At 32.5% G+C, this 18,683-nt stretch carries 16 protein-coding genes and 5 tRNA genes; 2 read left to right on the top strand and 19 right to left on the bottom strand.

Annotated features, from left to right (window positions below):
* Positions 1 to 147 precede the first annotated feature (147 nt).
* On the top strand, positions 148 to 1,866 hold the full coding sequence (locus tag ACJDT4_RS12840) for a ferredoxin hydrogenase (RefSeq protein ID WP_406787974.1): 1,719 nt from the start codon (positions 148 to 150) through the stop codon (positions 1,864 to 1,866).
* A 394-nt stretch (positions 1,867 to 2,260) separates the two neighbouring features.
* Here the strand turns inward: ACJDT4_RS12840 and ACJDT4_RS12835 are convergent, their stop codons facing one another.
* The 12 genes from ACJDT4_RS12835 to dcd form a co-directional block, all read right to left on the bottom strand.
* Positions 2,261 to 3,466, bottom strand: a complete 1,206-nt coding sequence (locus tag ACJDT4_RS12835; RefSeq protein WP_406787973.1) for a phosphopentomutase — start codon at positions 3,464 to 3,466, stop codon at positions 2,261 to 2,263.
* Positions 3,467 to 3,472: 6 nt separating this feature from the next.
* Positions 3,473 to 4,633, bottom strand: coding sequence for a YhfX family PLP-dependent enzyme (locus tag ACJDT4_RS12830; protein ID WP_406787972.1), 1,161 nt, complete (start codon positions 4,631 to 4,633; stop codon positions 3,473 to 3,475).
* Positions 4,634 to 4,643: 10 nt separating this feature from the next.
* Entirely contained in the window at positions 4,644 to 5,741 is a 1,098-nt protein-coding gene (locus tag ACJDT4_RS12825) for an aminotransferase class V-fold PLP-dependent enzyme (RefSeq protein ID WP_406787971.1), read from the bottom strand.
* 10 nt (positions 5,742 to 5,751) lie between these two features.
* A complete protein-coding gene (locus tag ACJDT4_RS12820; protein WP_406787970.1) occupies positions 5,752 to 6,627 on the bottom strand; it encodes a phosphotriesterase family protein in 876 nt (291 codons plus the stop codon).
* A 39-nt stretch (positions 6,628 to 6,666) separates the two neighbouring features.
* A complete protein-coding gene (locus tag ACJDT4_RS12815; protein WP_406787969.1) occupies positions 6,667 to 7,962 on the bottom strand; it encodes a YhfT family protein in 1,296 nt (431 codons plus the stop codon).
* A 16-nt stretch (positions 7,963 to 7,978) separates the two neighbouring features.
* On the bottom strand, positions 7,979 to 8,338 hold the full coding sequence (locus ACJDT4_RS12810) for a DUF2620 domain-containing protein (RefSeq protein WP_406787968.1): 360 nt from the start codon (positions 8,336 to 8,338) through the stop codon (positions 7,979 to 7,981).
* Position 8,339: 1 nt separating this feature from the next.
* Complete coding sequence (locus ACJDT4_RS12805) at positions 8,340 to 8,711, bottom strand: PRD domain-containing protein (protein WP_406787967.1); 372 nt, start codon at positions 8,709 to 8,711, stop codon at positions 8,340 to 8,342.
* 68 nt (positions 8,712 to 8,779) lie between these two features.
* Positions 8,780 to 9,697, bottom strand: a complete 918-nt coding sequence (gene yhfZ / locus ACJDT4_RS12800) for a GntR family transcriptional regulator YhfZ (RefSeq protein ID WP_406787966.1) — start codon at positions 9,695 to 9,697, stop codon at positions 8,780 to 8,782.
* 328 nt (positions 9,698 to 10,025) lie between these two features.
* Positions 10,026 to 10,706, bottom strand: a complete 681-nt coding sequence (gene pyrE / locus ACJDT4_RS12795; RefSeq protein WP_406787965.1) for an orotate phosphoribosyltransferase — start codon at positions 10,704 to 10,706, stop codon at positions 10,026 to 10,028.
* A gap of 1 nt (position 10,707) precedes the next feature.
* Entirely contained in the window at positions 10,708 to 11,325 is a 618-nt protein-coding gene (locus ACJDT4_RS12790) for an alpha/beta hydrolase (RefSeq protein WP_406787964.1), read from the bottom strand.
* Between the two features lie 84 nt (positions 11,326 to 11,409).
* A complete protein-coding gene (locus tag ACJDT4_RS12785; RefSeq protein WP_406787963.1) occupies positions 11,410 to 12,639 on the bottom strand; it encodes an aminopeptidase in 1,230 nt (409 codons plus the stop codon).
* Positions 12,640 to 12,655: 16 nt separating this feature from the next.
* Entirely contained in the window at positions 12,656 to 13,177 is a 522-nt protein-coding gene (gene dcd, locus ACJDT4_RS12780) for a dCTP deaminase (protein WP_406787962.1), read from the bottom strand.
* 221 nt (positions 13,178 to 13,398) lie between these two features.
* Between dcd and ACJDT4_RS12775 the strand changes: the two genes are divergently transcribed.
* Positions 13,399 to 14,832: a Na+/H+ antiporter NhaC family protein gene (locus ACJDT4_RS12775; protein WP_406787961.1), complete on the top strand. Its 1,434-nt coding sequence runs from the start codon at positions 13,399 to 13,401 to the stop codon at positions 14,830 to 14,832.
* An 83-nt stretch (positions 14,833 to 14,915) separates the two neighbouring features.
* Here the strand turns inward: ACJDT4_RS12775 and ACJDT4_RS12770 are convergent, their stop codons facing one another.
* The 7 genes from ACJDT4_RS12770 to ACJDT4_RS12740 all read right to left on the bottom strand — a co-directional run bounded on the left by ACJDT4_RS12770 (position 14,916) and on the right by ACJDT4_RS12740 (position 18,613).
* Entirely contained in the window at positions 14,916 to 16,127 is a 1,212-nt protein-coding gene (locus tag ACJDT4_RS12770; RefSeq protein ID WP_406787960.1) for a MerR family transcriptional regulator, read from the bottom strand.
* 320 nt (positions 16,128 to 16,447) lie between these two features.
* On the bottom strand, positions 16,448 to 17,788 hold the full coding sequence (locus ACJDT4_RS12765; protein ID WP_406787959.1) for an esterase/lipase family protein: 1,341 nt from the start codon (positions 17,786 to 17,788) through the stop codon (positions 16,448 to 16,450).
* A 104-nt stretch (positions 17,789 to 17,892) separates the two neighbouring features.
* A tRNA-Arg gene (locus ACJDT4_RS12760) sits at positions 17,893 to 17,969 on the bottom strand.
* 96 nt (positions 17,970 to 18,065) lie between these two features.
* Positions 18,066 to 18,156, bottom strand: a tRNA-Ser gene (locus ACJDT4_RS12755).
* A 35-nt stretch (positions 18,157 to 18,191) separates the two neighbouring features.
* Positions 18,192 to 18,282, bottom strand: a tRNA-Ser gene (locus tag ACJDT4_RS12750).
* 114 nt (positions 18,283 to 18,396) lie between these two features.
* Positions 18,397 to 18,487, bottom strand: a tRNA-Ser gene (locus tag ACJDT4_RS12745).
* Positions 18,488 to 18,522: 35 nt separating this feature from the next.
* Positions 18,523 to 18,613, bottom strand: a tRNA-Ser gene (locus ACJDT4_RS12740).
* Positions 18,614 to 18,683 lie beyond the last annotated feature (70 nt).

Raw genomic sequence — 18,683 nt, 5'->3', positions numbered from 1 at the left:
GATAAATTCATCATTTAACATGATAAAGAAATACTTCCAAACCTGTTTGAAAAATATTTTCTAATTTTGATAGATAATATTTTAACAAGCATTTTGATATGTTATAATTAAAGTGGATTTTTTAAACTTAAGTTTGGGAGGATAAAGATGATTACATTAGTTTTGAACGGTAAAGAAGTGCAAGCTAACGAAGGTACTACTGTACTTGAAGTAGCAAGAGAAAACAATGTGGATATACCTACTTTATGTTACCTAAAAGATTGCGGTAACTTTGGAAAATGTGGAGTATGTCTTGCAGAAGTTGATGGAAAAATTTTAGCATCTTGTGTTGCAAAAGTTAAAGATGGTATGGTCATAAATACAAATACTGAGGAAGTAAATGAAAGAATCAAAAAGAGAGTATCAATGCTTCTTGATAAACATGAATTTAAATGCGGTCCTTGTCCAAGAAGAGAAAACTGTGAATTCTTAAAATTAGTTATAAAAACAAAGGCTAGAGCTAATAAACCATTTTTACCTCAGGACAAGACTCCATATATCGAAGATAGAAGCAATGCTATCGTTTTAGATAGAAGTAAATGTGTATTATGCGGAAGATGTGTTGCTGCTTGTAAAAAATACACTCAAACTGAATCAATTAAATTTATAAAAAAGGATGGTCAAAGAGTTGTTGGAACTGAAAATGATGTATCCTTTGACGATTCTAATTGCTTATTATGCGGACAATGTGTTATTGCATGTCCTGTAGCTGCTTTAAAAGAAAAATCTCATACTGAAAAGGTAAAAGCAGCCTTAGCCGATCCTAAAAAACACGTAGTAGTAGCTATGGCTCCTGCTGTTAGAACTGCTATGGGTGAATTATTCAACATGGGCTTTGGTAAAGACGTAACTGGCAAGCTTTATACAGCTTTAAGAACTTTAGGTTTTGATAAAATATTTGATATAAACTTTGGTGCTGATATGACTATTATGGAAGAAGCAACAGAACTTCTTCAAAGGGTAAAAAATAATGGTCCTTTCCCAATGTTTACATCCTGCTGTCCTGCATGGGTAAGACTAGCTCAAAATTACTATCCAGATTTACTTAAAAACTTATCCTCTGCAAAATCTCCACAGCAGATATTTGGTACTGCAACAAAAACTTATTATCCATCTATAACTGGAATCAATCCAGAGGATGTATATACAGTTACAATAATGCCTTGTAACGACAAAAAATATGAAGCTGATTTAGAGGCAATGGAAGTTAACGGCTTGAGACAAATAGATGCAGTATTAACTACAAGAGAACTTGCTAAAATGATCAAGGATGCAAAAATCAAATTTGCAGAGCTTGAAGACAGCGAACACGATCCAGCAATGGGAGAGTATTCTGGCGCTGGTGTAATCTTCGGTGCAACAGGTGGAGTTATGGAAGCAGCTCTTAGAACTGCAAAAGATTTCGCTGAAAATGCAGAACTTGAAAATGTAGAATACACACAAGTAAGAGGCCTCGAAGGAATAAAAGAAGCAACTGTTGAAATTGCAGGAAATAACTATAATGTTGCTGTTATAAACGGTGCTGCTAACTTCTTTGAATTCATGAAATCTGGTAAAATGGATGAAAAACAATATCACTTTATAGAGGTTATGGCTTGCCCTGGTGGATGTGTAAATGGTGGTGGACAACCTCATGTAAATGCTGAAACTAGATCCGCTGTAGACTACAGGACTTTAAGAGCTTCTGTATTGTACAATCAAGATAAAAATCTTCCAAAGAGAAAATCACACAAAAACCCTGCTATAGTAAAAATGTATGAAAGTTACTTTGGAAAACCAGGTGAAGGGCTAGCTCATAAATTACTTCATCATGTATATGAAAAATAGAGAATAAAATTTATATTAAACTAATGTAATAGATAGGCTGCACACAATATGTGTATGTTCTATCTATTATTTTTATACATATGTAACAAAAAAGCTGCAGTTACTATATGGCACATATTTGTGATTAGACTATTACTTTAAATTTAGCTTTTATAGATAGACAACATGAAAGTTTGAAATGACTAACATCATAAATTTGGTATTGTGAATTTAAATCTTTGATTTTGTTTATATATAGCAAATTTCTGTGCCCTTATGTATTCTCTTGATAAATCCTTTGACACATTCGAAATATAAAAAACTCCTCCTTTTTAATATATTGTTATTATAATATCATCGAGAAGGAGTTCATATATTAAGTTTACACAGTTCTAATTTTTCCAACAACCTCATTTTATATTAATTCTAAAAAAGATTGCCCATTTTCCGGGCTTTTTACATGAAAGAAGTCACTAACAGTAGCTCCAACATCAGACAGCGTTTTTCTGCTTCCTATAAACCCAACTTTTAAGTTTTCACCATATATGAGAAGCGGCACATACTCTCTTGTATGATGGCTATGACCAATAGTAGGATCATTGCCATGGTCTGCCATTACAATAAGCCTGTCTTCTTTTGTCATTTTGTCTATTATTAGACCTATATATTTATCTGCAATCTTAAGCTTTTCTGCATATTTTTCTGCATCTTGCGCATGTCCTGCTAAATCAGTTTCTTGAACATTTGTACAGATAAATCCTTCTTCCATTTTATTAAGCTCCTCTAATGTAAGTTTCATTACTTCTTCCGTATCAACACAACCAACACTTTTACCATATTCATTTGATACAATGTCCGCAACTTTACCGAAAAGAGAAACCTGTATCCCTGCCTTGCCCAGTATAGTAGGTACTTGTACATTTTCGTCTATACCATACCCTAAATGTACACAATGATAATCACAGTTGTAAACTCCTGACTCTGGAGCATTTATGCCTAAATATTTTCCTTCCTTTGCCTCCATTGCTGCCAATATATTAGAAGGTGAGGTTCTTCTTCCACCAAATGTAATTACTCTTGAAACTTTTACACTTTTCCTAACTATCTTTCCTATTTTAAGAACTTCGCTATAATCAATATTATCCAGCGCAGCAGTAATATTATATACTTGACCTAAATCAGCCTCTATATTATCTCCTACTGTGACACATCCATTTACAAAAAGCAGCTTTAAGTTATCTTTTATTTTATATTCAACATTATATCCTTCTTTTTCAAGTGCACTTTTAACCTTCTCAATAGATTTTGAGAATGGCTCCATAAGCGGCTTTTGTGGCCTTGTACCCATTATTTCCTGGTGTCCAAGAAAAGTATCTGCTCCATCATGCATTAATGCTGACTTTCCAAAAGTAGCTGCTTTACTTTTTTTCATTTCTTTATAATCCTTACCTAATGCATTCATTATTCCCATTTTCTCAAGATTTTTTAATTTTAAATTGGGCACTTCTCTTAAAATGTGCTTTAAAGTGTTAGCACCGACATCCTGCTTTCTAACTAGCGCTGCATCCTCCATATATCCAATTCCAAAACTATCCAGAACTATAACTATAAACCTTTTCAAAAAGTATCATCTCCCTACAATTTTGCCAAGGCTATCATATATGCCAATTAATTCTGGTTTACCTTTTGAGATTCCCTTGACTACTGCAACATTACTTCTTGTAACAAAAATTTGCGTTCTATATGCCATTACTACGGTACTTCCAACTTCAGCATTTTCTTCAAGTTCAAAATAATAATCTATACTTTCATCATCAGGTTTTTTTACCTTGAAATATTTACTGTGATTATTTTCTAGCACAAGGGCTTCCTTCATATGAGATCTTCTGTAATGTCCGCCTCCATAACAGAAACTACTTTCACCAAGATTGTGTGATATTTCACTTACATACACCATGGCTGGAGTTTCTGCACAATTCTTTCCACTCCCATGCATTGGTGTAGTTCCAGTAAGTCCATGACCAGGTTCAATACTTGTACCACCATTCTCCGCTACAAGTTTCATGCTCTCAACACAGTTTGCAGATGGCATATTCATCTCTTGAATTTTTATGCCCATATTCTCAATAATATATTTAGCTTTTTGTACAGTTTTAACATTATGCGTCTTCTCAATTCTTCCACTTTTTTCATTATATAAAAAACAAGGAAACGATGTTATACCTTTAATTTCTATGCCCTTAAAGTTTAAAATTTTATTTACGCTTTCACTAAGCTCATCAACATAAAATCCTCCATATTGAGCTGGATAAAGCACATCATTATTGTCTATAACTCTCAGCATAATTTTTTGCTTGATACCTAATTTTAATGATAATTCACTTAGGCTTTTTGCTTTTTCTATAGAATATACAGTTATATAATCTGGCCTCAATTTTAAAATTTCTTCAATGGATTTGTCAGGTATTTGCACTAAATGTCCTACATGAGAAAGCTTTATTCCACTATTGCCAAGTAATTTTGCCTCTCTAAAATCAACAGTAACGGCACCTTCGTACCCAAGCTTCATAAGCTCCTTAGCTATATATGGATTTCTTCCAAACTGTTTAGTCATAAAATAAGCTTTTATCCCATATTTATCTGCCTCTTGCATAATTAACTTTCCATTGTTAAGTATTGAATCCAAATCTAATACATAAGTATCTGGCTCTATGATTCCCTTTCTATGCAAAAACATAGCTGTTTCTATCAATTTTGGATTTTTATTAACCGTCGCTTTAAGAAACATAATCCCACCCCTATTCTTCAATCCTTTCAAGTGCTTCTTTAAGTATCCTTATAATGGTATCAGCACCGCATCTCATTGGATTTATCCTTATCATTCTTTCCTCAAGGGTTGGATCTGCTGCTCTAAAAGTTCCAGAAACCCTATAGATCATAGGTACAAATTCATACTTTGATTCTGCTCCTACAGGATTAGGGGCACCTCCCAATTCTTCTGAAATCTTTAAAACTTCTTTAGCTATATTATCTTTAAACTCAACAAGTAGTACCTTAGATTGAGCATTAGCAAGGAAGGCGCTCTTTATTCCTTTTACTTCTCCACTATTGAGCCTATGAACAAGCTCATTATTAACCTCGGCTTGAATAGCAAGCATTACAGGTGCATATATCATTCCTCTCAAAACTTCCATAGATTCATGTCCTTGAACTTGGCTTCCACCTGAGTAATTTTGACTTATTATATAATCTATATATTTTCTCTTTCCAATAACACAGCCTACACCCTCAGGTCCAAGTAACTTAAATGTTGAAAAAGCAGATACATCCGCTCCCAATTGAACCCCTATTTCCTTTACCTTCATTACTGCATAATTATCATCAGTAATAATGGGGATACTTGGGCTAACTTTTCTAATTGTTTTAATGCATTCTTCCATATCATACTTATCATCTATTTTTTGCCTTGTATATTGTATAAGAACACCCTTTAAATCATTATTTTTTAATGCATTTGACAAATCATAAGAGTTATTAAAATCAGCTTCTACAGGTTTAAGTCCCATATTTTCAATGGTAATCTTGGTGGTTGGATATATTGGTGCTTTATGAACTAAAATAGCATCTCCATTTTTAAATATACTCATTATGCCGCTTCTTAAAGCTCCAGTACCGGCTCCACGTACTAAAGCAGCCTTTTCAACTCCAAAAAAATCCGCTATTGTTTCCTCTACTCTAAGTGTTGTTCTCGGTTTATTAAGTCCCATAACAACACCCAAATCTCCTAATGATAAAACTTCACTTCCTTTAAAGTGTCTAGTTACCATGTCAACTAACTTAAATTGAAACTTTTTTGCCTCATCTACTGTCATAGATTTTAGTGGATAAGTATTCATGCTATCACTCCTAACCAAATATTCTAACTGCATTCTTTTCTGTCATATTTTCTATATTTTTTTCACTTACACCAGCCTTTTTTAGCTTAGGTAAAAAATCCTGAATGAGAAAACTATACCCACACCCTCCTTTATTTTTAAGATGAGATTTTCTCGTTATATCCATTGATAAAACAATTTTGCTCGAAAATCCCATACTACAAAGTTCTTTAATAAAATCAACTCTCATTTCATCTGGTTTATATTTTATTTTTCCTATGGTATCAAATGCTACATTAACTCCCTCATCTATAAGTCTTACTATATAATTTAGATCTCCACTTAAATCAACATGACTTATTACTACCTTATCCAAATTTACATTAAAAGCTTTAAATATTTTAATTTGCTCATCACCTAATCTTCCAAGTGTCGTATGTGTAACAATTGGCTTTCCAGTTTCAATATGTGCTCTTGAAGCTGCTTTAAATACCTTTTCTTCTTCAGGTTTTATATTTTCTTTTCCAGTTCCAATTTCACCAATAACTTCAGCCTTTACTTTGCTTTTTTCTATTCCATTTACAATTTCATCAATCATAATTTTTGATAGTTCTTTTTCAGATAGATCATAAACTTCCTTAGGTAAAAATGGCTCCTTATAATATCCAGTGGAACAAACAATGTTAATTCCTGTTTCTTCTTTTACCTTCATTACATAATCAACATTTCTTCCCATTCCCCTATTAGTTAAATCTATAATATTGCAAACATTCTGATTCTTAAGTGTCTTAAACTCTTTTACAGTTTCATCAAAATCATCTAATTTACAATCTTCATCTTGTTTGGGTCCTGAAAGATCAATAGTTACATGTTCGTGTGTATAAGTTCTACCATCTTTAAATTGCACTTATTCTCATCTTCTTTCGTATTGTTTTAATCATTTCTTCTATTTGGAAACTGTTGGTAAATATAGACCACACAAGTATAATAAATTTATTAATATACCAACAAAAATTGCTCCAACAGGTCCTACTGCCGCATCGACAATTGGCTTTTTAGAAGTTTTATTTAAAACATATAATCCAATAACTATAAAGAACCCAAGGTTTCCAGCCATACTGTAAGCTGCCATCATTCCTCCTATTAGAAGCGCTACTTCAATAACCTTTGACATTGCAGTTCTTATATTATCACCACACTTTTTCATGCCTGGGAATCTATCTAAGAACTTTGCAAGAAAATCTAATAAATAAATTTCCACAAAAATCACAACCGCACCAGCTAAAAACGCAAGTATAGGATTGCCTTTAAGTAAAATACCTACTACAAATACAAATGTCATACCTGTAGGTGAATATACACCTGTTGTAATAGCAGTAGTTGCAACCAAAGGTATAAAGCCAATTCCTCTTGCAAGTGCAGTAATTCCAGCCTCAAAATTTTTATTTTTGGCCAACAAATTTAAAGAAATAGGATCTCCCGCAATTACTGTTAAGCTTGTACCTGCTGCTACCAAACCTCCAATTATAACAAGATAAATAATATTCTTTTTTATTTTCTTTACTCTTTCAGAGAATATTGACGTAATATCAATAGTTACAGCATCTTTATCTTGCTTTTCTCTCATTGAATATACAATCATAATAATAACTCCTGTAACAAGTGCCATTCCTTCTGGGTTTAATGATATTTTTGCTGTATCAATTTTAAATGTACCATGATATTGCACTAATTGTCTTACGATGAATGATATAACAAGTGTAATTATTCCATTTTTAACCCCGTATTGATATCCAACAACTAATGCCGGAAAAACTGCAAATGCTGCTACAATTGGTGTTCCAACAGTTCCAAGTTGTGGTAAAAAATTAACCGGAAGCAACTTAAAAGCATCAACTATAAATTTGAGTCCAACTACAAGTCCAATACCATATACAGCACCAATAACTCCTGAAATTATCATTCCCTTTTTACCCTCAGGTGACCATGTCCCAATAATATCAGTTCCTAAAAGAATGCTATGTATTAAAAGAATAGATGCTGCAATTGATACTGGAATTCCATAACCAATTACAAGTCCAAAGCTTAAAGCAAAACTTGTAGCAGCTAATGCCTTCTTATCCATTCTCTTCTCAAGATACTCTGGAATTATAGGTCTTAATCCATCATTAAATACTGCCACACCTTTATTTGCAAGAATTGATGCCAACGCTCCAATTAAAGCTACAATTAAGTATTTCATAGATAAATCCCCCTTTTCATTTTAATAACTTATTTAAAACAACAGGTATTACTTGCTCTGCATGTTGTGGTGTAAATCCAAATGCCTTTTTGCCCTTATCAATTTCATCTTCTATTTCTTTATTACTTTTTATATTTCCAGGCATAGATATAGTGACACAATTATTATATCCAAGAATTGCTATTGCAATTGCTAATGCACCCCCTCCACCTGTGTTGCACGCTCCAAAATAATAGTCTGCTTGATTTGTCTTTATCGCCATAGCTGCTTCAATATCAGACATTACTTTTACCTCTACCTTATCTCCACCCAAATCTTTTATGATATGCGAAATTCTTTCCTTGTCTATTTGCCCTCCAACTACTATCCTAATCATTTTAATCACTCTCCCATAAATTATTTTGAAATAATGTACATAAATGCATTATTATAAAAGTCTGTTCATTGTATGGTATATCAATATTGCATATATCAGCTATTTTACTTAAAGCATTAACACTTTTACCATAAAACTCATTTTGCTGAATTTCCTTATATATATCTTCATCAATGCCTGTTTTACATTTTCCCTGTTTAATTCTTTCCAATGCTACTGCAAGATGAGTTATAAGCATAGAACCATTTTTTTCAGTAAGTTTAATATTAAAGTTGTCCCAAAACATATTGATAATATTAAGTAAGCTAACTTCAACGCTATTATCAATTTGATTTGCGTCCTTTAGTATTTTTATTCTTTCTTTCAAATTCATCTATTATTTCCTCCTTTCGATTTTCAATATACATTATTTTGTATATTGGAATAAAAAAATTTATATACTCAGTATCTTGGCACTATTGCACCCTTCACAATCTTTTTTTGTATATCTAAAATTTTGCTTTTTTTCAAATATCTTTTTAATATCGCTTTTATATCACTCTTGGAGCTTTCAACAACTACTACTGCATTTGTATCCTTATTATCATACTTTGAACTCATTGGATAATATTTAAGATTGAGTTTTCTATCTATGATTTCATCTATATTCCAAATAGCTGCATCAATTTCTCCATTCATAACTTTTGATATAATTTGATTATATGGCAATTCAACCATAATAACTCTTTTCCCACTACATTGTTTTTGAGTAAGAATTTTATGATCAATTGAGCTATTATCTATTCCTATTTTCATTCCATTTTCTATACTTTTTCTTGAAAAATCATGAAAAATTATAGCATGCTCACTAACGTAACTAAATTCACCAAAGTCCATAATAACTTCTAGATTTTCAGTTTCCATTAAATTTTCAGCAGCAAGTTTAGAAATCAGAGCAAAATCATACCTTCCTTTTGATAATGCTTTTATTCTATTAGCTGATCCCCTCATGTATGCTAAGTTAAATGGTATTTTGCTTTCCTCCATAGTATTATACAATCCAGTTGCTATTCCTTCATATAATTTTGAATAAGGCAATGGCATTACTCCAACAATTGATCCTATTCCGGAAACCTGTAAAAGTTTTTCATAATTAATTTTAACTATAAAAGTTCCCATATGTCCTCTTGCTTCAAGAAAAATAGCCTTTTCATCTTGCAAAAATTTTATTGCATTTTGAACAGTGCCTCTTGCAATATCAAATTTTTCAGAATAGTTGGATACTGTATCTATTCTATCTCCACATTCTTTTGATAAAAATTCTTGTGCTAACTTCATAGCTATTATTCCATTCTTTTGCATTAACTCTCTCTTAATCATATTTTAACACCCTAATGTACAATTATTTGTATTTTCAATTTATATTATAAAGCATCTTGTAAACATTTTCAACGTCTCATTAAAGTTTATTTTAATAAACATCATTAAAAGTATTCAATGCATTTAGTATTTATTTATAATTCACTATAAATATACAATTTTATCTAATATTTGTCAATACATTTTTAAAATTTGTTAATGTAAGTCGTCCTCTAACTACTATCTGAATAGTTTTTATATAAAAGTAAAAAACTAGCTTGTGTAAATATATAAACATATGTTAGATTGGTTGCACCATAAATACCACATATGTTTATATTTCTAATTGTTATTTATTTACTACCCCATATTCCTTGTAGTAGTTATCTATCTTCTTCTTCATTTCATCATCAATTAAAACACTACCATTTACTTTTTTATTGTAAAGATATTCTACAACCTCTGCCATAGTAACTATTGCGCATGTCTTAAATCCAAACTTTTCCTTAAGCTCTGTAAGGGCAGATTTTTCTCCTTTTCCTCTTTCCATTCTATCAACGGATATTATAAGACCTTTTACACTTACATCTGCCTGAGACTTTAAAAGTGGCATAGTTTCATATACTGATGTTCCCGCCGTAGTAACATCTTCAATAATTACAATTCTATCATTATCTTTGATTTTTGAACCTAAAAGTATACCTTTGTCTCCATGATCTTTAATTTCTTTCCTGTTTGAGCAGTAAGCTGCATTAACACCATATAAATTGTTAAGTGCTATAGCCGCCGTAACGCTTAATGGAATACCCTTATATGCTGGTCCAAATAATATATCAAAATCATCTCCAAAGTTGTCATGAATAGCCTTTGCATAATATTCTCCGAGCTTACTTAACTGTTTTCCTGTTGTATAGTTTCCTGTGTTTATAAAAAATGGAGTTTTCCTTCCGCTCTTTGTAACAAAGTCTCCAAAAGTAAGCACATTACTTTCCACCATAAACTCAATAAATTCTTCTTTATACTTTTCCATTTTAATCCTCCTCAAAGAAATCAATATAAGCTTTAACAACATTTTTTAATACATCAATGCTTCCAATCAAATTATTTGAAAGTTCAAGGGAATGATTACCACCCTCTACAAGCATTAATTTTACATTGCCACTTTTTTTAATTTTTTCTATGTATTCGTTCTTAAATATATTATCATTAGTTCCAGCAATTGCAAAGCATTTTGATTTACAAATATATTTTACAGCTGATTGTGTTGGAGTTAGATACAAAAACTTTGTATTACTATAATTAAATTTACCAGCCACGTTTCCTGCAACTTCTGTTCCTATACTCTTACTAAGAAAATAAACACTTTTATATTCCTTTTTCATAACCTCTTTTAAAATATTTAAACATTCGTCAGCTACCGTATCTATAATTGGCTTACCTATGTCATCCCAATCAAGCTTTTTTTCATAATTAAGGCACAATACATCCTTTTCACTTTCTTGAGCTGCCTTTCTTGCATAGTGTAAAAGCGGTTTATCATGCCCATATTTTAATCCAGGAAATATTACAGCTAATGATTTTGCTTTCTCGTCACTGTAGTATTCTCCATATACTTCATCAAACTTTTGTGATTTAATTATACTACTCAATTTATGCTACCTTCTTGTTTCAATATTTTAATATATAATATATAGGGCTAATAATTATTAATTAGCCCTCCTATAAAGCTTAGCTTAAATGCTAAAATTTCCATCTTTAAATACAGTTACTTCTTCTCCGTTTTCTGTAACTCCTATTATGCTTAAATCACTTGTTCCAACCATGAAATCTACATGTGTTATAGAATTATTTACATCTAAAGCTTCAAGCTCTTTTTCAGACATATCACTGCCGCCTTTAATGCATGTTGGATAAGCCTTTCCTATTGCTAAATGGCAGGATGCATTCTCGTCAAATAAAGTATTATAAAATAATATATTTGAATTTGAAATTGGTGAATCATATGGAACTAAAGCAACTTCACCTAAATAATGTGAGCCTTCATCTGTATCTATCATGCTTTTTAAAACTTCATTACCTTTTTCAGCAGTAAAATCTACAACTCTACCATCTTTAAAAGTAAATGAAAAATTCTCAATTAAATTTCCATTATAATTTAAAGGCTTTGAGCTAACAACTTTTCCATTTACACCTGTTTTCTTAGGTAAAGTAAATACCTCTTCTGTTGGCATATTAGGTATAAATTCTATGCCTTCAGGAGTTTTTGATGAAGCCGCAAGCCACATATGTCCTTCTGGCAATTCTATCTTCAAATCTGTTCCAAGTGAATTTTTATATTTAAGATATTTAAAATTATGCTTATTTAAAAACTCTGCATTTCTAATCATATTATCCTTATGTTTCATCCATGCAGCTACAGGGTCCTTTTCATTAAGCCTTATAGTTTTTGCTATTGCTTCTCCTAATTTTTCTACTGCTTCTTCTTCAGAAACATTAGGAAAAACCTTTTGTGCCCATTTTTTTGTAGGCATAGACACTACACACCATGGATTTTTGTCACTCATCATTCTATCTACATATTCTTTTATTGCAGCATCAGAAGCTTTTTCTGCCTTCACCATTCTATTTGGATCTACTCCCTTAAGTGCCTCTGGATCTGATGCGGCTATACTAAGAAATGCAGCCCCTTGTCTAGCATAAGATATATAAAATTCCTTCTGCCACTCAGGAAACTCCTCAAAAATCTCTTCTGGTGCATTAAGATATTTTATTCTTGAAAGTTTATCGTCCTTCCATCTTACCTGTACATCTCTAGCTCCACACTTATATGCAGATTCTGTTATCTCTCTTACAAAGTCTGCACATTCAATAGGCGAGTTTACTACAAGCGTTTGATTCTTTTGTATGTTAACTCCTATTTTAACTACTAACTCTGCATACTTTGTTAATAAATCTTGATTCATTGTTACACCCTCATTTCTATTTTCCAAAGTCTTTATAAAGTAAACTTGTTTGAATACCACTATTATTTTGGTATTTACCGCTTGAATATTTATCATATTCTCCGTCTATATCATGATAGTAAATCTGGCAAATCTCAACTCCCGGATAAATTCTTATTGGCTGAACACAGAAAATTTCAAGTGTCCAATATCCCTTAAATCCAACATCGCCAAACCCTGCTGTAACATGTATGAAAAGCCCTAGTCTTCCAACAGATGACCTTCCTTCAAGCATAGGTACATATTTATCTGTTTCTGTATATTCCATGGTTCTTCCCAGATACAATTTTCTTGGCTGCAAAACTATTCCATCCTCTGGAATTATAATTTTACTTGCTTTATTTTCTTTTTTCATATCTAAAACTTCTTCATCATAAACAAGAAGTTCATTGTGCAATTTTAAATTATAGCTATTTGGATTAAGCTGCTTCTCACTATAAGGTTCTATTATTATTTCTTTTCCTAATTGTTCTTTTATCTTTTTACCTGAAAGTATCATAAAATCCTCCTAACCTTTGTATATTTCCCAAAAGTATCATTTTTATAATTATAACATAACGCACCCTTATAGATAAAATTTTATTATTCCCATTTTTAAACCTTAATTATTAAAAATTTATTAGAGTCAATCTTAAAATTAATCTATAACTGTTAAGAGTAATAATAGTGCTTTCGTAAATACTAATTATAGTAAAACCCTACAAGAAAGACGGTGAAGATATGAATCTAGGATTAATATCATTGTGCATACCTGTAATAGTTATTATTTTAGCTATGACTACAAAAAGAATTATAACTGCACTTGTGGTAGGAATATTAGCTGGTGGAATATTACTTGCTGGTGGAAACATTATTAATGGCTGCATATATGCTGTTGAACACATTGTTAAATCCATTGCCAGTGAGGAAAGTGTATATATAATTATGTTTTTATTCATATTTGGTGCTTTTGGAGAAATCATGGCACTATCAGGCGGGATAAGTGGATTTGCAAACCTTGCCAATAAATATGTTAAAACTGAAAAGGGTGCTTTAGGTGCTGTTTGGTTAGTTACCATATTCACTTTTATAGACTGCTGTTTTCATGGCATAGCAGCTGGTACAATAGGAAAAGCATTGATAGATAAGGTTAAAGGCAGCAAAGAAAAGTTAGCGTTTGTTCTTAATGTAACCTCATGCCTATTGATTATTTTAATACCCTTTGGAACCACCTATGTAGGTTATATTATTGGAGTTATTAATTCCTCGCTTAATAAGGCTGGTTTAAAAATATCGGCCTATAATCTTTATCTTAAAAGTATTCCATTTAACTTCTATGCCATTATAATGATATTCGTAAGCATAGGTATAATTATATTTAATTTAAAATTTGACAGTGTGGTTAATAGACTTTCAAATATTAAAGATGATGAAGAATACCAAGGACATGAGCATAACCATGAGGCTCACGAACAAAGTGAATTTGGAGAAAAGGCTTCGCCGCGTCCGCTTAATTTGATTTTACCTTTAGTTTTACTAATAACTGCAACTTTCTTTTTCTTTTGGTATACCGGAAAAGGAAAAGGGCATGGCTTTTTAGGTGCTATTATGAATGCTGAATTTGAGAAATCTATATTGATATCAGCAGTAATAACCATTGTAATCACAACTATATTTTACCTCTTTCAAAAGATACCTATGAAAAAAATAGAAAGCAGTTTTTTATCTGGCGGAAATGAAATGATGCCTCCAATAATTGTATTAGTTCTAAGCTGGGGGCTATCCAGTATTATAGAGGATTTAGGATTTGTAAAATTCATAACAAATAATATAGGTCCTCAAATACCTGCAATGCTGATACCTGTGGTAATATTTTTAATTGGATGTGCTGCTTCATATTTTATGGGATCAGCATGGGGAACTTGGGCACTTCTAATGCCAATAGCTATTCCTCTAGCCGTAACTTCTAATTCAAGCCTACCCTTAGTTATTGGCGCTGTGCTTTCAGGTGGTTCATTAGGAGATAATGCCTCACCACTAGGTGAAACCGCAATATTATCATCTACAATCGCTGAAGTTCCTCTTATGAAACATGTCAAGACAATTTTACCATACAGCATAGCTTCAATCATAATAGCCGCTATTTTATTTGTAATCGCTACCTTTATTATATAATATTTATACCAAGAAGACCTATTAAATCGCTGCTTGAAATTAATAGGTCTTTAAAATAATTAACGTGTAGTTGAAAATCATCATTACTTAGACATATTCTCACTATTTTCAGAATAAAATTTAAAAGCTTCGCCAATAAATTTTGATGCACCTTCACCATATTTTTTATCTGTTGATTCTATAAATGTGGGTTTTGTTAAATACCAATCTGCCATATATCCAAAATGATTTTCTCCCTCATCTACTTTTAAGATTTCATTCTGTCTTTGCGTTTCATCTGCTATTTCAAAAACAATTTGTTGAACTTCCTTTGAAGTAGGTTCTTTACTTAAGTCCGCTGTAAGCTTTTTATATAGATTTTCTATTTTAGGTTCATAATCACCCAAATAAGTTTTCAAAGCCTTTCCAATGAACTTAGCTGCACCCTCTCCATATCTTTCATCTATCCATGCCATGCCAACTCCTCCATTTTCCTTTTCATACTTTTCTAGCTCCTTAGGAAAAGGATTTAAATATAGCCTTACCATAATAAGCCAATAATAATCCCCAAGTTCATCTCTAAAAGCGTCATAATCTCTTTTAGCTATATTAGTTATTTCACCAGCAATTTGCTGAATCTCATCTGACAAAGGATCTTTACTTAAATCAGCTGTAAGCTTTTTATATAATTCTTTTAGTTCAGGGTGTCTTTCATAAAAACAATCTTTTTTAAACTTATCAATTTGCTCCGATTTAGTTATTGCATCACTATTTAAATTTTTCTTTAAAGCTTCAGTAAATTTTTTTATACTTCCATAATGCTTTATAGCTTCCTTAGCGATTTCAGTTTCCTTAGACTTAAATTTTTCAATATGTTCATTAAATCTGTCTACACTTCCATACATTTTGATTACTTTGTCCTCATGTTCTGTCTTAAATTCTTCTAGCACCCTATAATACTCAGTCATATCAAATTCTTTAAAACTCATCCCATTCGCTCCTTTTAAAGTTTTATTTATAAGCTCTATTAAACCATTCAATCTATTCCGTTTTAAAATAATTAGCTTTTTATGACTTTCTAGAGCCTTCATCTTATCAAAGCTAGGACTAGTTATGATTTCTTTAATTTCTTTTAGTGGTAAATCAAGTTCTCTAAAAAACAAAATCTGCTGCAAAGTTTCAAGAGCTTCATCATCATAAAGCCTATAACCAGCTTCTGTTAATTTTGTAGGTTTTAATAATCCAATCTTATCGTAGTGATGCAGCATACGCACACTTATTCCTGTCAAATCTGAAACTTGTTTTACTGTTTTCATAACTCTTCCTCCTACTCTGATTTTAGAGCTTCAATACTCCTACCGGTATGAGTTTTGCTAATCTCTGTTTTTATATTACACTATGACATGGTGTTAGAGTCAACATTTTTTAGGCAAAAAAAGATTTGAATCATATCAAGATTCAAATACTCCTAAAGATAAACCACCTTGAAACTTGAAATTTATTTGTACCAAAACGCCATCCTCTGGACATTATGGTGCACATGAATTTCAATAGTTGAAGCGATTTATCTATACTTTATTTTTATTGTGTCATTTATTTACTCAATTTAGATGCAGGTTACAACTGCGCGAAATGCTCACAATCCCTGTCGTTTCAGATTGCAAACCAGTTTTACATAAAATTCGCGCACATCAAAACCTGGAATATTTTCTCGGTTCAAATCAATCATATCTCCATGCGAAATACCACGTTTACCCTTAACCGTCAAAAATGTATAATTTTCACCCCAGCGAAAAGACTCTTCTCCCACAAGTCCATCGTTAGAACCATCAAAATGCTTTACTAGATAATATGAAAAGTTAAGTGGGAATTTTCCGTTTGTAGCATGATTTAGTTTGGAACCGATGCTACTACATACAATTCCTTTAGGAACAGGCATCATCTGATCCAGTATCATGCACCGTTCCGATGTCAGGTCACGTACAGCGGCAATAAAATCCGGATTTTTGTCCCCAAATTTTCGTAAGGCGGTGTTATAAGTATTGGCAAGCTTCTGTTGCGCTGACTTTGGAACTTTATTTAAAAGATAATCAGCGAATTTACAACCGCGGTGCGGCGTGTTTATGGTAGTCAGTGACGCAACATACTGAGCAATATCTGTATGGCTAATCGCATATCGGCAGTCAATACCACCCTTTGAATGTGCAATTATATTGACCTTTTCACAGTCCGTTTCCTGAATAATTTTTTTAATTCGCTCCGCAAGTTCAGCAGCACTTGCTTGTACAGATGCTGCCGACTGATGTTCACCGTAATATATCTGTGCACCATTTTCTATAAGCTCTTTCGGAATTCGTCCCCAATAGTTGAAATATTTAAAATCCCTGAAAAACACTCCGTGAACAAGCAAAATGGGGTATTTTGTGTCGCAGCGCTGCTCATCATGTCGTGTCATATTAATCTTGTATTTCTCTGTCTCAAAGCGTACTTCTTCCGAAGTTATATGTATGATTTTACCCAGCATAAGGAGATGCGCCACCGGAATCATTCCGAAAATGATACCGAGTACCCGCAGCTTAATACCGAGCTGCAACGATGTAGAATAAACGCTAATGATTCCATTCCAAAAAATAATTGACTCCACACAAATGCAAATTACTGCACTCAAAATCCATTGTAACCATTGTATAGGAAAAAGGTAAAATATGATGACAATATGATAAACAATCGATATCATCACAGACAGTGAAAATACTTTCAGGCATTTTGTACCGTGATTACAAATTTTCATCTGCTTGTTTGGAAAATTATTTGCCGAGTACATTGGTAGAAAATTAGAGAAGATAAGTCCAACAGCAAAAACAGGAATCAGTGCCGGGAATCGCTTCGCAAGATAAAAGCAGTTTGCACAAACGCAAACCAAAACAATATTTATCAAATATATTAATTTTTCAATTAGATCTTTATTGTACTTCATGTCACACCTCTCTGCACAAGTTATATAAATAATCTTTGTAGCAATTCTATCACGAAATAAAAAAGTCCATATGTCAGTTTAAATACGGACACATGGACTTTTTTTGGTGCGACAGGCAGGACTTGAACCCGCAGCGCCTCGGTTCGTAGCCGAGTCCTCTATCCAGTTGAGGTACTATCGCATAGCTATTAAATTTACCATAAACATATTACCACAATAACACATAAAAATCAAATATTCTATAAAAATAAAAGAACATAATAAATATGTTCTTTTATGGCGGAGAAGGAGGGTTTCGAACCCTCGCACCGGTCACCCGATCTATACCCTTAGCAAGGGCACCTCTTCAACCACTTGAGTACTTCTCCATGTGCTTTACTTTATAACTTTTTATATAAAATAATGGCGGAAAGATAGGGATTCGAACCCTAGGTGCGGTCACCCGCACGCCGGTTTTCAAGACCGGTGCCTTAAACCAACTCGACCATCTTTCCACACAAACAACAATAAAAATTATATCAATAATTTTAGAAAAAGTCAACACATTTTCATATTAAATAATATTTATATGTAAAAAAATAAAGGAACATAATAAATATGTTCCTTTATGGCGGAGAAGGAGGGTTTCGAACCCTCGCACCGGTCACCCGATCTATACCCTTAGCAAGGGCACCTCTTCAACCACTTGAGTACTTCTCCATGTGCTTTACTTTATAATTTTTTATATAAAATAATGGCGGAAAGATAGGGATTCGAACCCTAGGTGCGGTCACCCGCACGCCGGTTTTCAAGACCGGTGCCTTAAACCAACTCGACCATCTTTCCACGACCACGACAGATTACATTATATCATTCACTGAAAATGTTGTCAACATATTTTTATAATTTTTTTCAA

It is taken from the genome of Clostridium neuense (assembly GCF_045310695.1).
Taxonomy (GTDB): Bacteria; Bacillota; Clostridia; order Clostridiales; family Clostridiaceae; genus Clostridium_S; species Clostridium_S neuense.
The sequence above is the reverse complement of the archived record's forward strand: the minus strand, read 5'-3'. Positions and strand labels throughout refer to the sequence as shown.

Excerpts from the sequence above, each read along its gene's own strand:
- yhfZ (WP_406787966.1), bottom strand. The coding sequence starts at position 9,697 with ATGATTAAGAGAGAGTTAATGCAAAAGAATGGAATAATAGCTATGAAG.
- pyrE (WP_406787965.1), bottom strand. The coding sequence starts at position 10,706 with ATGGAAAAGTATAAAGAAGAATTTATTGAGTTTATGGTGGAAAGTAAT.
- ACJDT4_RS12775 (WP_406787961.1), top strand. The coding sequence starts at position 13,399 with ATGAATCTAGGATTAATATCATTGTGCATACCTGTAATAGTTATTATT.
- ACJDT4_RS12840 (WP_406787974.1), top strand. The coding sequence starts at position 148 with ATGATTACATTAGTTTTGAACGGTAAAGAAGTGCAAGCTAACGAAGGT.
- ACJDT4_RS12815 (WP_406787969.1), bottom strand. The coding sequence starts at position 7,962 with ATGAAATACTTAATTGTAGCTTTAATTGGAGCGTTGGCATCAATTCTT.
- ACJDT4_RS12785 (WP_406787963.1), bottom strand. The coding sequence starts at position 12,639 with ATGAATCAAGATTTATTAACAAAGTATGCAGAGTTAGTAGTTAAAATA.
- dcd (WP_406787962.1), bottom strand. The coding sequence starts at position 13,177 with ATGATACTTTCAGGTAAAAAGATAAAAGAACAATTAGGAAAAGAAATA.
- ACJDT4_RS12830 (WP_406787972.1), bottom strand. The coding sequence starts at position 4,633 with ATGTTTCTTAAAGCGACGGTTAATAAAAATCCAAAATTGATAGAAACA.
- ACJDT4_RS12770 (WP_406787960.1), bottom strand. The coding sequence starts at position 16,127 with ATGAAAACAGTAAAACAAGTTTCAGATTTGACAGGAATAAGTGTGCGT.
- ACJDT4_RS12810 (WP_406787968.1), bottom strand. The coding sequence starts at position 8,338 with ATGATTAGGATAGTAGTTGGAGGGCAAATAGACAAGGAAAGAATTTCG.
- ACJDT4_RS12805 (WP_406787967.1), bottom strand. The coding sequence starts at position 8,711 with ATGAATTTGAAAGAAAGAATAAAAATACTAAAGGACGCAAATCAAATT.
- ACJDT4_RS12765 (WP_406787959.1), bottom strand. The coding sequence starts at position 17,788 with ATGAAGTACAATAAAGATCTAATTGAAAAATTAATATATTTGATAAAT.
- ACJDT4_RS12825 (WP_406787971.1), bottom strand. The coding sequence starts at position 5,741 with ATGAATACTTATCCACTAAAATCTATGACAGTAGATGAGGCAAAAAAG.